This is a genomic window from Streptomyces abyssalis, assembly GCF_001751365.1.
GTDB lineage: Bacteria > Actinomycetota > Actinomycetes > Streptomycetales > Streptomycetaceae > Streptomyces > Streptomyces abyssalis.
In genome coordinates this window covers 567,134-585,557 of the sequence record NZ_LJGT01000040.1, presented here as the reverse complement: position 1 = coordinate 585,557, position 18,424 = coordinate 567,134, and the positions used below count along the sequence as shown (strand labels likewise).

Genomic DNA, 18,424 nt, shown 5'->3' with positions numbered 1-18,424 from the left:
ACGCACCTCTGCCTCGTACTCATCAGGCTTCCGCTTTATCGCCATGCATCTCAGCACCACTTCTGTCTTTTAACAAGACGTAACTCTCATGTACCTTCGACGGAACTTGAGAGGCCCACGTCAGAGCCCCACGTGAGAGAACCAAGTCTTCGGAGTGCGTTGTGGAGCAAGTCGTCCAGTTCACCGGCCCACGGCAGGTGGAGGTCGCGGAGCACGAACGAGTGCCGCTGCCGTCCGGCCATGTGCGGCTCCGCACGCTCTACTCGGGCATATCCGCGGGCACCGAACTGACCGCGTACCGGGGCACGAACCCGTATCTCACCCGCACCTGGGACCCCGAGGCCCGGCTCTTCCGGGACGGCGCGGCCGGCATCGAGTATCCGGTGACCGGCTGGGGCTACTCCGAGGTCGGCGAAGTCACCGAGATCTCCCCCGAGTCGGCGGAGCTGCCCGGCATGCCCCACGTCGGCGACCTGGCCTGGGGCATCTGGGGCCACCGCAGCGAGGGCGTCGTACCGGCGGAGCGGCTGGCCGGGCACACGCTTCCCGCCGGGCTCGAACCTCTCGCCGGGGCGTTCGCCCGCGTAGGGGCCATCGCGTACAACGCGGTGCTCGGCACCGGCATCAATCTCGGCGAGGACGTGGCGGTGTTCGGGCAGGGCGTCATCGGTCTGCTGACCACCCGCCTCGCCCGGCTCAGCGGCGCCCGCGTGACCGCCGTCGACGCTCTCGGCGTACGGCTGCCCGTCGCCCGCCGCTACGGGGCGGACGTCACCCTGGACGCCCGTGAGGACCAAGTCGCCGAACGCATACGGGAGTCGACCGACGGCCGGGGCGCGGACGCGGCCATCGAGATCAGCGGCTCCTACGCCGCGCTGCACGAGGCGCTGCGATCGGTCGCGGTGGGCGGACGCGTCGTCGCATCCGGCTTCTACCAGGGCGATGGTGCGGGGCTGCGCCTCGGCGACGAATTCCACCACAACAGGGCGCAGTTGATCTGTTCGCAGATCGGGGGCGTACCGCAGGAGCTGTCCGGGAGGTGGAGCGTGGAGCGGCTTCAGCGGACGTTTCTGCGGCTGGTCGCCGAGGAGCGGGTGGATGTGAAGTCGCTCGTCAGCCATGTCGTCCCGGTCGCGGACGCGGCGGACGCCTACGCCCTGCTGGACGAACGCCCGGCGGACGCCCTGCAGATCGTGCTCGCGTTCTGAGCCCGGCGGGACGGGCGTCCGCTCCGTTCACGCCCACGGCCATCCGGCCACCCGACCCACCCGACCCACCTGATGCACCTATGCACCGACGCACCCCGCGAAAGGCCCGGCCATGTTCACAACCGCCTGCCAGGAGCAACTGCTCCCGGGCGAGACCCTGCAGCAGAAGTGGGAGGTGGCCCGTGCCGCGGGCTACGGCGCCATCGAGCTGCGCGGAAGGGGCGACTTCGCGTTCCGCGACCGGCTGCCCGAACTGCGCCGGGCGCTGGCGGACGGCGTCGTCATGCCGACGGTGTGCGTGGAGATGCGGCACTTCTTCGGCGCCTTCGACGAGGACCTGCGGCGCGACGCCGTACAGCAGATGAAGTCGCAGCTCTCCGTGATCGGTGAACTGGGCGGCCGCGGGGCGATGACCCCCGCCTCGTACGGGATGTTCTCGCGGCGCCTGCCGCCCTTCGAGCCGCCGCGCAGCGAGGAGGAGGACCGCGAGGTGCTGCTCGCCGGGCTGACCGAGCTCGGTGAGCACGCACGCCGCGAGGGCGTCGCGCTCTTCCTCGAACCGCTCAACCGCTACGAGGACCACATGGTCAACAGGCTCGGCCAGGCAGTGGAGTTGATCCGTGAGACGGGGCTGGACTCCGTACGCGTCGGCATCGACAGCTACCACATGAACATCGAGGAGGCGGACCCTCCGGCGGCGATCCTCGCCGCGGCTCCCTACATCGGACACGCCCAGGTCAGCGACTCCAACCGCTTCCAGCCGGGCGCGGGGCACCTGGACTGGCCTGCCTGGCTCGGCGCGCTGGACGCCGCGGGATACGAGGGAGAGCTGGCCGTCGAGTGCCGGCTGACCGGCGATCCCGCCGAAGCGGTCGGCTCCGTACCGGCGTTCCTCGCCCGGGCCGCAGCGTGAACGCCGCCGCGCCGGCGTCCGCGTCGGCGACGTCGGGGACCGCGCACAGCACCGCACCCCCCGACTCGCTGCCCCCGCACCGGTTTCCGGGGAGTGCGGAGCGGGCCCGCATCAGACGCGGCGCGCACCGCGTGCTGCTGGGCAACTGGACCGGCGCCTCGACGGTGCCGTCCCGCGGCCTGTATCCGCACCAGTGGAGCTGGGACTCGGCGTTCATCGCGATCGGGCTGCGCCATCTCTCGGCCGTACGGGCACAGCGCGAACTGGAGACGCTGCTGGGCGGCCAGTGGGAGGACGGCCGCATCCCGCACATCGTCTTCAACCCCCGTGTGCCGCCCGACGCCTACTTCCCCGGTCCCGACTTCTGGCGTTCCTCCTCGGCGGGGGCCGCCGCGACCGGTGGCACGGGCGCGGCGAGGGGTGGTCCGGGCGCACCGCGCGGAGTCGAGACCTCCGGGATCGTCCAGCCGCCCGTGCACGCGCTCGCGGCCTGGCTGGTGCATCTGGCGGACCCGGCGACCTCCCGGCGCCGCGGCTTCCTGGGGCGGGTGCGCCCGCGGCTGGCCGCCTGGCACCGGTACCTCGCCGAGCGGCGCGACATCGGCGGGGGCGGGCTGGCCGCGGCGGTGCATCCGTGGGAGCCCGGCATGGACAACAGCCCCTGCTGGGACGGTCCGCTGGCCCGTGTCGAACCGGCCGCCGCGGATTCCTTCCGCCGCGCCGACCTCGCACACGGCGCCGCAGCCGACCGGCCCACCGACCTGGACTACGGGCGTTACGTGGCCCTCGCCGCCGGCTACCGGGACCACGGGTACCGCGACGCGGACGCGCCCCATCCGTTCGCCGTCGAGGACCCCTCCTTCAACAGCCTGCTCATCCTCTCCGAGCACGCGCTCGCCGCCATCACACGAGAACTCGGCGGCGACCCAGCACCCCACCGTGAGCGTGCCGCCGCGCTGACGGACGCCCTCGTGCGGCGGCTGTGGTCGCCGGAGGCGGGCCAGTTCCTCTGCCGGGATCTGCGGGACCTGCGCGGCGGACCGCGCGGCGGCGGGCCGGACCAGCGCCCGGCGAGCCCCCCGTCAAGGGCATCCCGCACAGCGCCTGCGGGCGCGCTCGTGGACGCACGGAGCGCCGCGGGACTCCTCCCGCTGATCGTGCCGGGCCTGCCGCGCCACATCACCGCCGCCCTGCTGCGCACCCTCGCCGGTGAGCACTTCGGGCTGGGCACGAGCGTGCGGCTCCTTCCCAGTTACGACCTGCGCGGTCCGGCCTTCGATCCGTCCCGCTACTGGCGCGGCCCGGCCTGGTTCAACGTCAACTGGCTGCTGGAGCGCGGTCTCCGCCGCTGCGGCGAGACGGAGCGCGCCGACACGCTGCGCGCGGACGTGCTCGGTGCGGCAGCCGCGTCCCGCTTCGCCGAGTACCTCGACCCGTACACCGGAGCGGCCCGTGGCACCCGTGACTTCAGCTGGACCGCGGCGCTCGCCCTCGACCTGCTGAAGGAGCCGGATTCAGGCCATGAGTCCGTACCGGAGGTTCAGCAGGCCGGATTCACGTCAATGAGCCCAGCAGAGTCCACGCGTGAGTCACCCCAGTCGTCCGAGTCCAAGCCCGAGCCCGAATCCGAGTCCGAGGAAGGACCCGACCTGTGAACGCGACCGAGCACCGCCTGCTCGTGCACGAAGGCACCTTCGCCGTACTGGGCCCGTCCGGGGACGTGAGCGGACCCCCGGGCCGGTTCCTGTCCAGTGCGCAGTCCGAAGGCACGGTCCCCGAGGGCCTGTTCGTGCGTGACGCGCGGCATCTGAGCCGCTGGCAGCTCACGGTGGACGGCTCGTCCCCGGCGGTCCTGGTGTCCGCATCCGAGGGTGGCGCCGCCGTGCTCACGCCGCACGGCACCCGCGAGGAGCCGCCGGCCTACACGGTCTTCCGCGAACAGGCCGTTGTGAGAGGCGAGTTGACCGAACGCATCCGGCTCACCAGCAACCTGGGCGAAGCCACGACCGCGCGGCTCACGCTCACGGCCGACGCCGACTTCGCCGACCAGTTCGAGCTGCGCTCGGACCACCGCTCCTACGACAAGCCGCACTCGGTCCGTACGCACGAAGTGCTGCCGGACGGCGTGGAGTTCGGCTACCGGCGCGGCGAGTGGCATTCCCGTACGAGCATCACCGCGGACCCCGCGCCGCTCACCGTCGAGGAAACCGGCAGCTCCGCACGGCAGTTGAGCTGGCTTCTGGAGCTCCCGCCGCACGGCACGGCCGAGTTGACGCTGCGGGTCACGGCACATCCGCACGGCGCCCCGGTGCACGGCGGTCCGGCGACGGTGCGGGGCGGTTCCGCGTCCGCACCGGCGGGCGACCCGGCCGCCGCCGTCTCCTGGCTGCGGGCGCGCACCGAGGAGTTCACCTCAGCGGAGCCCGTACCCTCACGGCTCACCGACTGGCCGGAGCTGGCCCGGGCCTGCGAACAAGGGCTCGCCGACCTGGCCGGTCTCCGCGTGACCGCACGCGGCCCCGAAGGCGAGGAACTGCTCATACCCGGCGCGGGAGTTCCCTGGTTCCTGACCCTCTTCGGCCGGGACTCCCTCCTCACCTCGCTCTTCGCCCTCCCCTACCGGCCGCAGCTCGCCGGTCCCACGCTGCTCGCACTCGCCGCCTCCCAGGCGCGCGAGGAGGAGCCCGGACGTCTCGCGCAGCCCGGCAAGATCGTGCACGAGCTGCGCCACGGGGAACTGGCCCACTTCGGGCAGGTCCCCTACGGGCGCTACTACGGCTCCGTGGACTCCACGCCGCTCTTCCTGATCCTCCTCGGCGCGTACAGCGAACAGCTGCGCGGGAACGGCGCGGGCACCCCGGACGACGGGACCGGCTCTCCGGGCGGGACCGCCCTCGCACGCCGTCTCGAACCCCATGCACGCGCCGCCGTCGACTGGATGTTCACCCACGGCGGCCTGGACGAACACGGTTATCTCGCCTACCACGCACACGAAGGCGGCCTCGCCAACCAGAACTGGAAGGACTCGCCGGGCGCCGTGTGCACCGCCGACGGCACACGCCCCACGGGCGCCGTCATGGTCGCCGAGGTGCAGGGCTACGCGTACGACGCGCTGTGCCGCACCGCAGGGCTGGCCCGTACGGTCTGGCAGGACGAGGCATACTCCGAACGGCTGTCCAAGGCGGCAGCGGCGCTGCGCGAACGCTTCGAGGCGGACTTCTGGATGCCGGAGCAGGACTTCCCCCTCCTCGCACTCACCGGAGGCGCCCCCGGCCGGAATCCAGCGGAAGGCGGCCGCGCCGACATCCTCGCCTCCAACGCGGGCCATCTGCTCTGGTCCGGGATTCTCGGCCAGGAGGCGGGCGAGCGGGTGGGCCGCCGGCTGCTCCGGGAGGACTTCTTCTCCGGCTGGGGCGTACGCACGGTGGCCGCCGGCCAGGCCCCGTACCACCCGCTCTCCTACCACCGGGGCAGCATCTGGCCGCAGGACAACGCCGTCATCGCGCTCGGGCTCGCCCGGTACGGGCTGCACGAGGAGGCCCGCACGCTCGCCGGCGGCATGGTCGAGGCCGCCGCCAGGCAGAACTACCGGCTGCCCGAGGTGCTCGCCGGCTACGGGCGAGGCGACCACCCGGACCCCGTCCCCTATCCGCATGCCTGTTCTCCGCAGGCGTGGGCCGCCGCCACGCCGCTCGCGCTGCTCACAGCCGTGGGGGACGCGCCGGGCACCTGACACCCCCGCGCAGTCCCTCACCCGCCGCCCCTGGCCGCCGTCCCCCCTGCGGCCGGGGGCGGCCTCTTCGGCGGCCTCTTCGCGTCCGCGGCTCCCGGTGCTGCGTATTCCGGGCAGATCCGGGCACCGGGGAGGAACACACAGGACGAACGAGGCCTGCGGAGGTCCGCATGAGCGAGCACACCTACCGGGTGACCGAGATCGTCGGCACGTCCCACGCGGGCGTGGACGCCGCTATCCGCAACGGGATCAGCCGTGCTTCGGAGACCCTGCGCCATCTGGACTGGTTCGAGGTCACGCAGGTGCGCGGCCAGATCGAAGAGGGGCAGATCGAGCACTACCAGGTCTGCATGAAGGTCGGGTTCCGGCTGGAGGACGGCGAGTCCGCAGGAGGCTGACACGCCCGCCCGGACCGGCCGTCGCTTGACTTCAACTTGAGTTCAACTTCTAGGTTCGCTCTCGTCAGCCGCGCACACGACGACGGAAGGACGAGGGCGGACCATGGAGTTCTCACACCCCGACACGGAACTGGCCGGCCAGCCGATCGGCTACTGGAGCTGGGCGGCGCACAAGGCCGTCGTCGGTCACATCCGCGAGGCGCTCGCGGCACACGGGGTCAGCCAGCCTCAGTGGTGGGTACTGGCGCAGCTCGCCGGAAGCGAGCACGGCCGCACACGCGAGCAGTTGACGGCCGTCCTCAGCGGCTACCTGGACGTGGGCTCGCACCTTGACGCGGAGATCGACGCCGTCGTCGCCCGGGACTGGGCCCGTCAGGACGACGTCGAACGGCTGCGGCTCACCGCGGAAGGCAGTGCTCTCCACGCCGAACTGGCCACGCTGCAGCAGTCGTTGCGCGACCGCATCCACTCGGACATCACGGACGAGGAGTACGTGCGGACGCTGAAGGTCCTGCAGCGCATGATCCGCAATGTCGACGGCCGGTTCTGGCACCACTGACGTACGCGACGCCACGGACGGGCACAGACGGGTCCGGGGCCGCCGGAGCGCGGCCGGCACGCCCGGGCACGGCGGGTTCAGGACTTCGGCGACTCCGGCTTGATCACGGTCACTCCGGGTGTGGCGGGCACCGGGATGTCCATCTCCATCAGCGCGGCAGGCGCCTCCGAGAGATCGATGGTGCGCCGTACCAGCAGCTCCGGCTTGAACACACCCGACTCGACAAGGCCGAGCAGCCCCGGGTACTCGTGCGCCTGGATGCCGTGGCTGCCGAGCACCTCCAGCTCGTGTGCGACGACCCGGTCCATCGGGATGGCCGGCGTGCCTTCGTCGGACGGCAGCAGACCGACCTGCACATGCCGTCCGCGCCGCCGCAGGCTCCGTACGGACGCGCAGCAGGTGCGCGGATCGCCGAGGCAGTCCAGGGACAAGTGCGCGCCCCCGTGGGTGACTTCGACGACACCGGCGGCGGCGTCGTCCACGCTGGAGACGTCCACTGTCGCTTCCGCGCCGAGGTCGCCGGCGACCTTCAGCGCAGCGGCGGAGATGTCCACCGCCACGACCCGTGCGCCGCTCGCCACCGCCACCATCACCGCGGAGAGCCCCACGCCGCCGCAGCCGTGCACGGCGACCCACTCCCCCGGGGTGACGCGGCCCTGCCGGATGACCGCACGGTAGGCCGTGCCGAAGCGGCAGCCCAGCGCGGCCGCCGCGGGGGCCTTGAGGGAGTCGGGCAGCGGGACGAGGTTGCCGTCGGCGTTGTCGATCGCGACGTACTGGGCGAAGGAACCCCAGTGGGAGAAGCCCGGCTGGGTCTGCTGCTCGCACACCTGCTGGTTCCCCGTGACGCACTGCGCGCAGGCGCCGCAGCCGCAGACGAAGGGCACCGTCACGCGCCGCCCCACCCAGGGCAGCCCCGATCCGGAGCCCGCGGCGACGACGGTCCCCGCGAACTCGTGGCCGCCGACATGCGGCAGCTTCACATCGGGGTCGTGACCGCGCCACGCGTGCCAGTCGCTGCGGCACAGGCCCGTGGCGTCGACTTCGATCACCACACCGCCTGGGGCAGGTGCGGGGTCGGGTACCGAACGGAGTGCGGGGTGGTGCCCGAACTCCTCGTAGACGATGGCCTTCACAAGGAGGGAGTCTCCCAGTCACGTGACGTGCACACGCGCTTGCCTATCCGTTCCGGATAAAACTCCGGCTGGTCCTGACCAAGCCCTGTGACAGGGGACTTCAACCGCCCGAAGTATCCAGTTCCGCCTCCGCGCCGACGCCTGTGGCGCAGTCGTACGGGTCGTCGAGCCAGCCGTCGGGCAGCACGACCTTGTTGCGCCCGTGGGTGCGGCCGCGCGGGCCGTCCGCGCCGTGCGGCCACGGCTCGTCAGGGTCGAGGGCGTCGAGCAGCCCGGCGAGTTCGTCCAGCGAGGCCGCCACCGCGAGCCGGCGGCGGGCCTGCGAACCGAGCGAGAAGCCCTTGGTGTACCAGGCCACGTGCTTACGGAAGTCGATCACTCCGCGTGCCTCGTCGCCCAGCCACTCCCCCAGCAGCGTCGCGTGGCGCAGCATCACCCGCGCCACTTCGCCGAACTGAGGCCGCGCGTACGCCTCTTCGCCCTCTCCCGCGAACGCCGCGACGAGATCGCCGAACAGCCACGGCCGCCCGAGACAGCCCCGCCCGACGACGACACCGTCGCAGCCGGTCTCGCGGACCATCCGCAGCGCGTCGCCTGCGGACCAGATGTCGCCGTTGCCCAGTACGGGGATCTCGGGCACCGCCTCCTTGAGGCGGGCCACGGCGTCCCAGTCGGCGGTGCCGCCGTAGTGCTGTGCGGCGGTGCGGCCGTGCAGGGCGATCGCGGTGATCCCCTCGTCGACGGCGATGCGGCCGGCGTCCAGATACGTCAGGTGGCCGTCGTCGATGCCCTTTCGCATCTTCATCGTGACGGGGAGGCCGCCCGCGTTGCCGACCGCCTCGTGCAGGATCGCGCGCAGCAGCGGCCGCTTGTACGGCAGGGCCGAACCGCCGCCCTTGCGGGTCACCTTCGGCACCGGGCAGCCGAAGTTGAGGTCGATGTGGTCGGCCAGGTCCTCGTCCGCGATCATCCGGACCGCCTTGCCGACGGTGACCGGGTCCACCCCGTACAGCTGGATGGACCGCGGGCGCTCGCTGTCCTCGAAACGCACGAGCTGCATGGTCTTCGCGTTCCGCTCGACGAGCGCCCGCGTCGTGATCATCTCGCTGACGAAGAGGCCCTTGCGGGCACCGCTCACGGAATCTGCCGCGGGACTCGTCCCGCCTCCCCCCTGGCCGCCTTCGGCGAACTCCCGGCACACGGTCCGGAACGGCGCGTTCGTGATCCCGGCCATCGGCGCCAGCACGACAGGCGGCTGGACGGTGTGGGGACCGATGTGGAGCGGCGGCGTCATGACGGCGGCGTCCTCCGGGACGTTCGTACGGACGGTGCGGTCGCGGGGCCGCCCGTGTGCGCGGCATCGCGTTGCATGCGCGGCCGGGCGGGCGCGCGGTCTCCCATTGTCCCGCATCGGCGGGGCGGCCTTACGAGGGGCGTCGGAGGGGGCGGGGGCCGCACGGAGCAGGCCTGACCTTGGATGGATGGGGGTTGGACTGACAGATATTGAAATCTGTCATCTGTCATGCCATAGTTGTCACCGCAAGCCGCCCCGCTCAGCGGAGCCCCGGCGGCACACCGGCACCCACCACCCCAAGGAGCGCTCCATGCAGACCCGCGTCCTCGGAAAGAACGGCCCCCGCACCTCGGCTCTCGGCCTCGGCTGCATGGGCATGTCCGCCCTCTACGGCGACACCGACCGTGCCGAATCCGTCGCGACCGTCCACGCCGCCCTCGACGCGGGCGTGACCCTGCTGGACACCGGCGACTTCTACGGCATGGGCCACAACGAACTGCTCATCAACGAGGCCCTGCGCACCACATCGGCCGCCCACCGCGAACGGGCCCTGATCAGCGTGAAGTTCGGCGCCCTGCGAACGGTCGAGGGCGGCTTCACCGGCTACGACGGCCGCCCCGAGGCGGTGAAGAACTTCGCCGCCTACTCGCTCCAGCGCCTCGGCACGGACCACATCGACATCTACCGGATCGCCCGCCTCGACCCGGCCGTCCCCGTCGAGGAGACCGTCGGTGCCATCGCCGAGCTGGTCACGGCCGGTCACGTGCGGCACATCGGCCTCTCCGAGGTCGGCGCCGAGACCGTTCGCAAGGCCGCGTCGGTGGCTCCCGTCAGCGATCTGCAGATCGAGTACTCGCTGATCTCCCGCGGCATCGAGGACCAGATCCTCCCCGCCTGCCGCGAACTGGGCATCGGCGTCACAGCCTACGGAGTGCTCTCCCGCGGCCTCATCAGCGGCAACTGGTCCAGCCAACGGGAGCTCTCGCCGGGCGACTTCCGCAGCATGAGCCCGCGCTTCTCCGGCGAGAACCTGGAGCGCAACCTCACGCTCGTCGAGGCGCTGCGCCGTGTCGCCGACGGAAAGGGGGTCACCGTCGCCCAGACCGCCATCGCCTGGGTTCTCTCGCGAGGCGAGGACATCGTTCCGCTGATCGGCGCCCGTACCCGCGAGCGGCTGGCGGAGTCCCTGTCGGCGCTTGACGTTACTCTCGACGCGGACGATCTCGACGCCATCGAGCAGGCGGTCCCCGCCGGTTCCGCCGCCGGCGACCGGTATCCGGCGGCCCAGATGGCGCACCTCGACAGCGAGAAATAGCCAGAACAGGGGGCCCGATGGTGTCGGAAGCGCTGACTGCGGAGCGTGTTCTCGAGGCCACCGAGGAGGTGCTGCGCCGCTACGGGCCCAGCAAGGCCACGGTGGTGGACGTCGCGCGCGCCCTCGGCGTCAGCCACGGCAGTGTCTACCGCCACTTCCGCACCAAGGCCGCCCTCCGTGAGGCGGTCACCCAGCGCTGGCTGGACCGCACCAGCGAGCTGCTGACCCCCGTCGTCGACGACTCCGCCCCGGCTGAGGAGCGCCTCGACCGCTGGCTCACCAGGCTCTTCGAGGCCAAGCGCCACAAGGCGGGCGGAGATCCGGAGCTGTTCGCCACGTACTCGGTCCTGACCGGCGACATGAGCGCCGTCGTCGACCGGCACATCGGCGATCTGGTCGGCCAGCTCGCCCGCATCATCGAGGACGGCCGCCGGGAGGGCGTCTTCGCCTCCGACTCGGTCGGCTTCCCGACCGAGGCCGCCCGTGCGGTGTTCCAGGCGACGGGCCGCTTCCACGACCCGGCGTACGCCGCGGAGTGGTCGCGCCCAGGCATCGACGAAGACTTCGCAGCGGTACGGACGTTGGTCATCCGCGGCCTCCGCGCCTGACCGGGACGGGCAGCGCGGGCCCCGTACTCCGACGGACGGATTCGGCACCGCGGAACCGGTGTTGACGGCCTCCTGTCGTGAGCCATCGGCCCGCAGCCCGTTGTCAGTGGCTCCGAATACCCTGAGTGACGACTGGATCACCCAGAAAGAAAGGCGCATCATGACGGTAATGCTTGAGCGACCCACGTCATCGACGCCCATAGAGACCCCCGACGGCCCGCCCGGTTTCGAGGCGCTGTGCCGGACGCTGCTGAGCATGGACGTGCCCGACGGTTACCGGGCGGAGATCATCGGGGGAAACATCGTCATGTCACCGTGGTCGAAGGGATATTACTTCGGGGTCATGGAAGCGATTCGGGAGCAGCTGAGGCCGCACCTACCCGAGGGCGAGACCTGCGGCGACGCTCCGTTCCTCTTCACCTTCCCCGGTGAGGAGCGTGCGTACGGCCCCGATTTCTACGTTGCGGCACGGAACGCGTTCGACACCACGAAGCGGTACATCGACGGCGACGCACTCTCACTGGTCGCCGAACTCACCTCGCGGTCGACGCGCACCGCCGACTGGGAGGACAAACTCCGGGTCTACGGCAGGACCCGCGTCCCCGTGTATCTGCTCCTGGACATGGAGGAGGAGTCGGCAACGGTCTTCTCGACGCCGTCGGCGAAGGGTTACACGGCCCACACGACCGTGCCGTTCGGGAAGACGCTGCACATTCCCGAGCCCTTCGGCTGCGAGCTGGACACCACCGGCTTCGCGGCACCGACCGCAGACGGCGGCGAGCAGACAGAGGCCGGCTGAACAGCGTGAAGGGCCGGTTCCGCCGCGGCGGAACCGGCCCTTCACGTTCGTACAGCTCAGCGGTCAGCAGCCCAGCAGCCGCCCGGCCAGGTAGCTCTCCATCTGGTCGAGCGAGACGCGGTCCTGCTTCATCGTGTCGCGCTCGCGCACCGTGACGGCGTTGTCGTCGAGGGTGTCGAAGTCGACGGTGACGCAGAAGGGCGTGCCGATCTCGTCCTGACGGCGGTAGCGGCGGCCGATGGCGCCGGCGTCGTCGAACTCGATGTTCCAGTGCCGGCGCAGCGTCTCGGCGAGGCCGCGCGCCTTCGGCGACAGCTTCTCGTTACGCGACAGCGGAAGCACGGCCACCTTGACGGGGGCGAGCCTCGGGTCGAGCCGCATCACGTTGCGCTTCTCCAGCTTGCCCTTGGCGTTGGGCGCCTCGTCCTCGATGTAGGCGTCGAGCATGAATGCGAGCATCGCGCGGTTGACGCCTGCCGCAGGTTCGATCACGTACGGGACCCAGCGCTCCCCGGCTTCCTGGTCGAAGTAGGACAGGTCCTGCCCGGAGGCCTTCGAGTGCGCCGTGAGGTCGAAGTCGGTGCGGTTGGCGACGCCTTCGAGTTCCGAGAACTCGTTGCCGCCGAAGTTGAACCGGTACTCGATGTCGGCGGTGCGCTTGGAGTAGTGCGAGAGCTTCTCCTGCGGGTGCTCGTACCAGCGCATGTTCTCTTCGCTCAGGCCGAGATCCGTGTACCAGGACCAGCGCTGCTGCATCCAGTACTCGTGCCACTTCTCGTCGTCGCCCGGCTTGACGAAGAACTCCATCTCCATCTGCTCGAATTCGCGGGTGCGGAAGATGAAGTTGCCCGGCGTGATCTCGTTGCGGAAGGACTTGCCCGTCTGCGCGATGCCGAACGGCGGCTTCTTGCGCGAAGTCTGCTGTACGGCAGCGAAGTTGGTGAAGATGCCCTGCGCCGTCTCGGGCCGCAGGTAGGCGACGGAGCCGGCGTCCTGCGTCGGGCCGAGGTGCGTGGAGAGCAGCCCGGAGAACTGCTTGGGCTCGGTGAAGCCGCCCTTGTTGCCGCAGTGGGGGCAGTTGACGTCGGCGAGACCGTTGGCCGGAAGCCGCCCGTGCTTCGCCTCGTACGCCTCCTCCAGGTGATCCGCACGGAAGCGCTTGTGGCAGGAGGTGCACTCGGTCAGCGGGTCGGTGAAGGTGGCGACATGGCCGGATGCCTCCCACACCTGCGGTGCCAGGATCACGGACGAGTCGATGCCGACGATGTCGTCCCGCGATGTGACCATGGCGCGCCACCACTGACGCTTGATGTTCTCCTTCAGCTCCACACCCAGCGGCCCGTAGTCCCAGGCGGCACGCTGACCACCGTAGATCTCGCTGCACGGGTACACGAAGCCACGGCGCTTGCTCAGGCTGACGATGGTGTCGATCTTGTCGGCGGCCACAGTGCTCTCTTCATCAACGGCGGACGGAATACTTCAGGTTACCGAGCCATGAGGGGGGCGGATCAAATCGGTTCGGCTATCGGTACGGCGATCGATTCGCGGGCGCCCGTGCACGCTCTCCACCGGCCCGAATCCATCGCATCATTTGACAATCGTTTCCAAGTAGTCTGAAAATGACTGTCATGAACGCTTCCCGTCGTCTGATACGCGCGCTCGCCGCCGCCACCGCTCTCGGCGTCGGCTCTCTCGCCCTCACCGCCTGCACGAGTGGCCCGGGCAGCGAGGAGGAGGCGGACGGGAAGGTGAACGTCGTCGCGTCCTTCTATCCCCTCCAGTTCCTCGCCCAGCAGATAGGCGCCGGGCACGTCGAGGTCGAGTCCCTCACCAAGCCCGGCTCCGAGCCGCACGACCTGGAACTCAGTCCTCAGCAGACCGGCCGGCTGACCGACTCCGACCTCGTCGTCTACCTCAAGGGCCTCCAGCCCGCCGTCGACGAGGGCGTCCAGCAGGCCGAGCCGGAGCACGTGGCCGAAGCCTCCTCGTACACCTCGCTGGAGAAGCACAGCGAGGACGTCCACGGCGAGGACCAAGACAAGGACCACGAGGGCCACGGCGAGGACCACGGCCACTCGCACTCGGACTCCGGGCAGGGCGGCGACCCGCACGTCTGGCTCGATCCCGTCCGCTACGCGCAGATCGCCGAGGGCGTGGGCAAGAAGCTCGCCGAGGCCGACCCGGCGCACAAGAAGGACTACGAGAAGAACACCCGCGCCCTGACCGAGCGCCTGCACTCCCTCGACAAGGAGTTCAAGAAGGGTCTGTCGCGCAAGAAGACCGACACCTTCATCACCACTCACGCCGCCTTCGGCTATCTCGCCGAGCGGTACGGGCTGCACCAGGCCGCCGTCTCCGGCATCGACCCGGAGTCCGAGCCGAGCGGCGCCCGCATGAAGAAGCTGCACAAGATCGCCAAGGCGGACGACGTCGACACGGTCTTCTTCGAGTCGAGCGCCAGCGACAAGACGGCCAGGACCCTGGCGAACGATCTGAACCTGAGGACCGGGGTACTCAGCCCACTGGAGACCGTGAAGAAGGGCCAGGACTACTTCTCGGTCATGCACCAGAACCTCTTCGCGCTGCAGAACGCACTCGGCGCCCCCTGAGCCCACGGCACTCCGCACTCCCCGGCTCCGCCCCGCTCCTCCCATCACCGACCACCGAGGGAAAGGCCCCTCCCATGGCCGCACCGCAGCCCGTGATGTCCCTCCGGGCCGCCACCGCCTCACTGGGGGCGCGCACCGTGCTGCGCGGCATCGACCTGACCGTCGGCAGCGGCGAGGTCGTCGCCCTGCTCGGCGCCAACGGCTCGGGGAAGTCGACGGCGATCCGTACCGTCATCGGTCAGGTGCCGCTCTCCGGGGGCGAGCTGGAGCTGTTCGGCACCCCGTTCGCCCGGTTCCGCGACTGGCGCCGCATCGGCTACGTGCCGCAGCGGTCCACGGCCGCCGCGGGCGTGCCCGCCACCGTGCGGGAGGTCGTCTCCTCCGGCCGCCTGGCCCGTACGAGGCTGCGCCCGCTGGGCCGGGCGGACAGGGCCGCCGTCGCCCGTGCCCTCGACGTCGTCGGACTCGGACACCGCGCCAAGGACTCCGTCAACGCCCTCTCCGGCGGCCAGCACCAGCGCGTACTGATCGCCCGGGCGCTGGCGTCCGAACCCGATCTGCTGATCATGGACGAGCCCCTGGCCGGCGTGGACCTGGCTGCCCAGGACGTACTGGCGGAGGCGCTGCGCGAGCAGGTGGGACGCGGTACGTCCGTACTGCTCGTCCTGCATGAGGCGGGCCCGCTCGCACCGCTCATCGACCGCGCGGTGCTGATGCGCGACGGGCTGGCCGAGAGCGTCGCCGACCCCGAACGCCTGCACGACCTGGCCTGCCATCCGCACGACACCCGCGACGCCGCCGCAACGGCCGCGGCCATCCAGAGCGGACTCTCCGTGAGCGAAGCCAACCCCGGGACGCACGCATGACCGAGCTGCTGCACTACCCGTTCATGCAGCGCGCCCTGCTCGCCGCACTGCTGGTGGGCATCGCGGCGCCGGCCGTGGGCATCTACCTCGTACAGCGCCGCCAGGCGATCATGGGCGACGGCATCGGTCACGTCGCGCTCACCGGCGTCGCGCTCGGCTTCCTGCTGGGCACCAGCCCGGTGTGGATGGCGATCGCCGTCGCCTCGCTCGGCGCGGTCACGATGGAGCTGATCCGCTGGTACGGGAAGGCACGCGGGGATCTCGCCCTCGCGATGCTCTTCTACGGCGGCCTGGCGGGCGGTGTCATGATCATCAACTTGGCCCCGAACGGCTCCAACGCCAGCCTCACCACATATCTGTTCGGCTCGATCACCACCGTCTCCGACTCCGACGTGGTCGCGATCGTCTGTCTGTCGGCGTTCGTCCTGGCCTGCTCGCTGGGGCTGCGGCGGCAGCTGTTCGCGGTCTGCCAGGACGAGGAGTTCGCTCGCGTCACCGGTCTCCCGGTGCGGCTGCTGAACCTGCTGCTCGCGGTCACCGCCGCGGTGACGGTCACCGTCGCCATGCGGGTGGTCGGCCTGCTGCTGGTGAGCGCGCTGATGGTGATTCCCGTGGCCGCCGCGCAGCAGGTCACGCGGGGCTTCGCCGCCACGCTGGGGCTGTCCGTGATCTTCGGGGTGGCCGTGACCCTGTCGGGGACCACCATGTCGTACTACGCGGACGTGCCGCCCGGCGGCAGCATCGTCGTACTGGCCATCGCTGTGTTCGCCCTGGTGACGGCCCTCGCGGCGCCGCTCGCGAAACGAAGGGCGGCGCTGCACGGGCACCCCGACCGAGGAGATCCGGACCACCGGGGCTCGGGCGACGGGGGCTCGGGCGGCCTGGGCTCGGACCACGGGGTGACTGTCGCCGGCGGGACCCGGCCGGGTGGCCGGTCAAGGCCCCAGGACGGGGACGGAGCATCCTCCCGGGACCAGGCCTCCGCCCGCGACGGCAGGGGCGCCGAGGGCGCGGCGTAGTGCCCACGCCCGGCCACCGGTTTCCGGGCGTGGGGCCCCGTACCCGCAGTGCCTGGCACAATGACCGGGCAGGTTCAGTGAGCGAGCGAGACGAGCGAAGGAGACAGCGTGACCACCGCAGGTCCCCCTGTCCGCGGCCGGTCGACGCGGCAGCGTGCCGCAGTCTCGGCGGCACTGGCTGAGGTCGAGGAGTTCCGCAGTGCGCAGGAGCTCCACGACATGCTCAAGCACCGCGGGGACTCGGTCGGGCTGACCACCGTCTACCGCACGCTGCAGTCCCTCGCCGACGCCGGCGAGGTCGACGTCCTGCGCACCGACGAGGGCGAATCGGTCTACCGCCGGTGCCACAGCGACGACCACCATCACCATCTGGTGTGCCGCCGCTGCGGCAAGGCCGTCGAGGTCGAGGGACCGGCCGTGGAGAAGTGGGCCGACTCCATCGCCGAGGAGCACGGCTTCGTGAACGTCGGTCACACCGTCGAGATCTTCGGTACGTGCGGGGAGTGCGCCGCCGCGAAGTGACGCCGCCCTTGGTCACGCCGCTGACGGACCGCGCTGAAGGACCGCGCTGAAGTGACCGCGCGAGGGCGCAAGCCCTGCCGGTCACCCCGGCCGGTCGTCGCCGAGGCGGAACGCGGCCACGTCGACCGCCAGGGTGGCGGCGACGGCCAGCCCCATGCCCAGCACCGCGCCGCCCACGCCCAGCACGGGCGCACCGGCCCCGAGTACCAGCACGGCGAGCGCCCCTCCCCCCACTAGCAGGCCGTGGCCGGCGGTGCCGGTGCCCGTCAGCCGGTGCAGCAGGCCCAGAGCGACGAGGACGACCGCCACAGGGACCGCCACGGCCAGGCCGGCGGCCCGGGCGCTCAGGTCCCCGTGCTGCTCGGCGGCGTCCAGCGCCGCCTCCAGCCCGGCACCGAGCGCCGCCAGCGCGGCGAAGGCCACGTAGTGCCCGTAACCCCAGACCATCGCGGTGCGCAGGGTGGCCAGCCCGGATTCACGGCCGGTGAAGTAGATCCACCACAGGCCGAACACGAGGAGCAGGCCGCCGGCGGCGACGAGCATGACGGAGACCGACAGGCCGTGAGCCGTCACGGCCGACTGCATGCCCGCGAAGGCGCCGAAGATGACCTCGCCGAGCACGATGATCGTGAACAGGCCGTACCGTTCGGCGATGTGCCCGGGATGCCATCCGCCGGATTTCCCCCGGTACTGCGCCCATACCGGTACGACGAGCTCCGCCGCCACCAGCACCACGAAGGTGACGGGCGCCCAGACGCCCGGGGCCCAGAGCCTGGCGATCCACCCGCACTGGACCACGGCGATGCCGGTCGCGACGCGCAGCGCCCCGCTGCGGCCCTGGGGGTGTTCGGCGGCGGCCCGCAGCCATTGCGCGACCATCGCGGTGCGCATGACGACGTAGCCGATCACGACGAGAAGGAAGTCGCCGTCCTTGAACGCGGAGGGCACCCCCGCGGCCAGTACGAGGACCCCGGACATCTGCAGCAGCGTCAACAGCCGGTAGAGCACGTCGTCCGTGTCGTACGCCGAGGCGAACCAGGTGAAGTTCATCCAGGCCCACCAGATCGCGAAGAACACCGCGGCATATCCGGCCAGGCCCGAGGCGAAATGCCCCTCGACCAGGGCGTGGTGGAGCTGGGCCGCCGCCTGGGACACCGCGACCACGAACGTCAGGTCGAAGAAGAGCTCCAGGGGGGTCGCCGACCGGTGCTCCTCGCCCGGGTCCCGCCCGCGCATCGTCCGCCGCAGCCGCCGGGGCCGCTCCGTCGCGGTGCTGTCTCCGCTCATCCGCCTCTCCTGCCGCGCGTCCCGCACACCGCGGCCGCTCAGACCGCTCACACGGCGTCCTCCGACGACGCCGGACGCCGCGCTCTGCGAGGGGCGACGGGTCAGGACGTGACCGATGTGCACACACGGTACGCGTATGACTACATGGAGTCATGACG

At 71.0% G+C, this 18,424-nt stretch carries 17 protein-coding genes; 13 read left to right on the top strand and 4 right to left on the bottom strand.

The genetic code is table 11. The features are described from left to right. The first annotated feature begins 161 nt into the window (after positions 1 to 161). From AN215_RS17450 to AN215_RS17425, 6 genes are all read left to right on the top strand, one after another. On the top strand, positions 162 to 1,208 hold the full coding sequence (locus AN215_RS17450) for a zinc-dependent alcohol dehydrogenase (protein ID WP_070011632.1): 1,047 nt from the start codon (positions 162 to 164) through the stop codon (positions 1,206 to 1,208). A gap of 112 nt (positions 1,209 to 1,320) precedes the next feature. Then, on the top strand, positions 1,321 to 2,121 hold the full coding sequence (locus tag AN215_RS17445) for a sugar phosphate isomerase/epimerase family protein (RefSeq protein ID WP_070011630.1): 801 nt from the start codon (positions 1,321 to 1,323) through the stop codon (positions 2,119 to 2,121). After that, on the top strand, positions 2,118 to 3,776 hold the full coding sequence (locus AN215_RS17440; RefSeq protein WP_431306308.1) for an MGH1-like glycoside hydrolase domain-containing protein: 1,659 nt from the start codon (positions 2,118 to 2,120) through the stop codon (positions 3,774 to 3,776). The genes AN215_RS17445 and AN215_RS17440 overlap by 4 nt, the downstream gene beginning before the upstream one ends. Continuing rightward, the gene (locus AN215_RS17435) at positions 3,773 to 5,854 is read left to right on the top strand and encodes an amylo-alpha-1,6-glucosidase (protein ID WP_070011629.1); all 2,082 of its coding nucleotides are present in this window, start codon (positions 3,773 to 3,775) and stop codon (positions 5,852 to 5,854) included. Before AN215_RS17440 ends, AN215_RS17435 begins: the two co-directional genes overlap by 4 nt. Positions 5,855 to 6,024: 170 nt before the next feature. Further along, positions 6,025 to 6,252 carry a dodecin gene (locus tag AN215_RS17430; protein ID WP_070011628.1) on the top strand — a complete coding sequence of 76 codons (228 nt, stop codon included), beginning with the start codon at positions 6,025 to 6,027 and terminating at the stop codon, positions 6,250 to 6,252. A gap of 103 nt (positions 6,253 to 6,355) precedes the next feature. Next, on the top strand, positions 6,356 to 6,811 hold the full coding sequence (locus tag AN215_RS17425; RefSeq protein ID WP_070011627.1) for a MarR family winged helix-turn-helix transcriptional regulator: 456 nt from the start codon (positions 6,356 to 6,358) through the stop codon (positions 6,809 to 6,811). Between the two features lie 77 nt (positions 6,812 to 6,888). Here AN215_RS17425 and AN215_RS17420 read toward each other — a convergent pair whose 3' ends face one another. Beyond that, a complete protein-coding gene (locus AN215_RS17420; RefSeq protein ID WP_070011626.1) occupies positions 6,889 to 7,947 on the bottom strand; it encodes a zinc-dependent alcohol dehydrogenase family protein in 1,059 nt (352 codons plus the stop codon). A gap of 100 nt (positions 7,948 to 8,047) precedes the next feature. Continuing rightward, on the bottom strand, positions 8,048 to 9,241 hold the full coding sequence (gene dusB / locus AN215_RS17415; protein WP_070011625.1) for a tRNA dihydrouridine synthase DusB: 1,194 nt from the start codon (positions 9,239 to 9,241) through the stop codon (positions 8,048 to 8,050). Between the two features lie 310 nt (positions 9,242 to 9,551). Here dusB and AN215_RS17410 point away from each other — a divergent pair, with 310 nt between their 5' ends. From AN215_RS17410 to AN215_RS17400, 3 genes are all read left to right on the top strand, one after another. Beyond that, a complete protein-coding gene (locus AN215_RS17410; RefSeq protein WP_070011624.1) occupies positions 9,552 to 10,556 on the top strand; it encodes an aldo/keto reductase in 1,005 nt (334 codons plus the stop codon). Positions 10,557 to 10,573: 17 nt separating this feature from the next. After that, positions 10,574 to 11,164: a TetR/AcrR family transcriptional regulator gene (locus AN215_RS17405; RefSeq protein ID WP_070011623.1), complete on the top strand. Its 591-nt coding sequence runs from the start codon at positions 10,574 to 10,576 to the stop codon at positions 11,162 to 11,164. 169 nt (positions 11,165 to 11,333) lie between these two features. Then, positions 11,334 to 11,963: a Uma2 family endonuclease gene (locus AN215_RS17400; RefSeq protein ID WP_338057931.1), complete on the top strand. Its 630-nt coding sequence runs from the start codon at positions 11,334 to 11,336 to the stop codon at positions 11,961 to 11,963. Positions 11,964 to 12,026: 63 nt separating this feature from the next. On the opposite strand, the gene AN215_RS17395 is transcribed toward AN215_RS17400, so the two are convergent. Continuing rightward, on the bottom strand, positions 12,027 to 13,409 hold the full coding sequence (locus AN215_RS17395; protein WP_070011616.1) for a glycine--tRNA ligase: 1,383 nt from the start codon (positions 13,407 to 13,409) through the stop codon (positions 12,027 to 12,029). A 173-nt stretch (positions 13,410 to 13,582) separates the two neighbouring features. On the opposite strand from AN215_RS17395, the gene AN215_RS17390 reads away from it, so the two are divergent. The 4 genes from AN215_RS17390 to AN215_RS17375 all read left to right on the top strand — a co-directional run bounded on the left by AN215_RS17390 (position 13,583) and on the right by AN215_RS17375 (position 16,979). After that, positions 13,583 to 14,572 (top strand): metal ABC transporter substrate-binding protein, encoded by a 990-nt coding sequence (locus AN215_RS17390; RefSeq protein WP_420856181.1) that lies wholly within the window; start codon positions 13,583 to 13,585, stop codon positions 14,570 to 14,572. A gap of 74 nt (positions 14,573 to 14,646) precedes the next feature. After that, positions 14,647 to 15,438, top strand: coding sequence for a metal ABC transporter ATP-binding protein (locus AN215_RS17385; RefSeq protein WP_070011608.1), 792 nt, complete (start codon positions 14,647 to 14,649; stop codon positions 15,436 to 15,438). Further along, positions 15,435 to 16,457: a metal ABC transporter permease gene (locus AN215_RS17380; RefSeq protein ID WP_079123144.1), complete on the top strand. Its 1,023-nt coding sequence runs from the start codon at positions 15,435 to 15,437 to the stop codon at positions 16,455 to 16,457. The genes AN215_RS17385 and AN215_RS17380 overlap by 4 nt, the downstream gene beginning before the upstream one ends. A 108-nt stretch (positions 16,458 to 16,565) precedes the next feature. Next, the gene (locus AN215_RS17375) at positions 16,566 to 16,979 is read left to right on the top strand and encodes a Fur family transcriptional regulator (protein WP_070011606.1); all 414 of its coding nucleotides are present in this window, start codon (positions 16,566 to 16,568) and stop codon (positions 16,977 to 16,979) included. Between the two features lie 81 nt (positions 16,980 to 17,060). Here the strand turns inward: AN215_RS17375 and AN215_RS17370 are convergent, their stop codons facing one another. Then, on the bottom strand, positions 17,061 to 18,266 hold the full coding sequence (locus tag AN215_RS17370) for a low temperature requirement protein A (RefSeq protein ID WP_070011604.1): 1,206 nt from the start codon (positions 18,264 to 18,266) through the stop codon (positions 17,061 to 17,063). Between the last annotated feature and the right edge of the window lie 158 nt (positions 18,267 to 18,424).

Bases quoted from the DNA above. Each gene is read 5' to 3' on its own strand.
- AN215_RS17445 (WP_070011630.1), top strand. From the start codon at position 1,321: ATGTTCACAACCGCCTGCCAGGAGCAACTGCTCCCGGGCGAGACCCTG.
- AN215_RS17430 (WP_070011628.1), top strand. From the start codon at position 6,025: ATGAGCGAGCACACCTACCGGGTGACCGAGATCGTCGGCACGTCCCAC.
- AN215_RS17425 (WP_070011627.1), top strand. From the start codon at position 6,356: ATGGAGTTCTCACACCCCGACACGGAACTGGCCGGCCAGCCGATCGGC.
- dusB (WP_070011625.1), bottom strand. From the start codon at position 9,241: ATGACGCCGCCGCTCCACATCGGTCCCCACACCGTCCAGCCGCCTGTC.
- AN215_RS17410 (WP_070011624.1), top strand. From the start codon at position 9,552: ATGCAGACCCGCGTCCTCGGAAAGAACGGCCCCCGCACCTCGGCTCTC.
- AN215_RS17405 (WP_070011623.1), top strand. From the start codon at position 10,574: ATGGTGTCGGAAGCGCTGACTGCGGAGCGTGTTCTCGAGGCCACCGAG.
- AN215_RS17400 (WP_338057931.1), top strand. From the start codon at position 11,334: ATGCTTGAGCGACCCACGTCATCGACGCCCATAGAGACCCCCGACGGC.
- AN215_RS17390 (WP_420856181.1), top strand. From the start codon at position 13,583: ATGACTGTCATGAACGCTTCCCGTCGTCTGATACGCGCGCTCGCCGCC.
- AN215_RS17385 (WP_070011608.1), top strand. From the start codon at position 14,647: ATGGCCGCACCGCAGCCCGTGATGTCCCTCCGGGCCGCCACCGCCTCA.
- AN215_RS17380 (WP_079123144.1), top strand. From the start codon at position 15,435: ATGACCGAGCTGCTGCACTACCCGTTCATGCAGCGCGCCCTGCTCGCC.
- AN215_RS17370 (WP_070011604.1), bottom strand. From the start codon at position 18,266: ATGAGCGGAGACAGCACCGCGACGGAGCGGCCCCGGCGGCTGCGGCGG.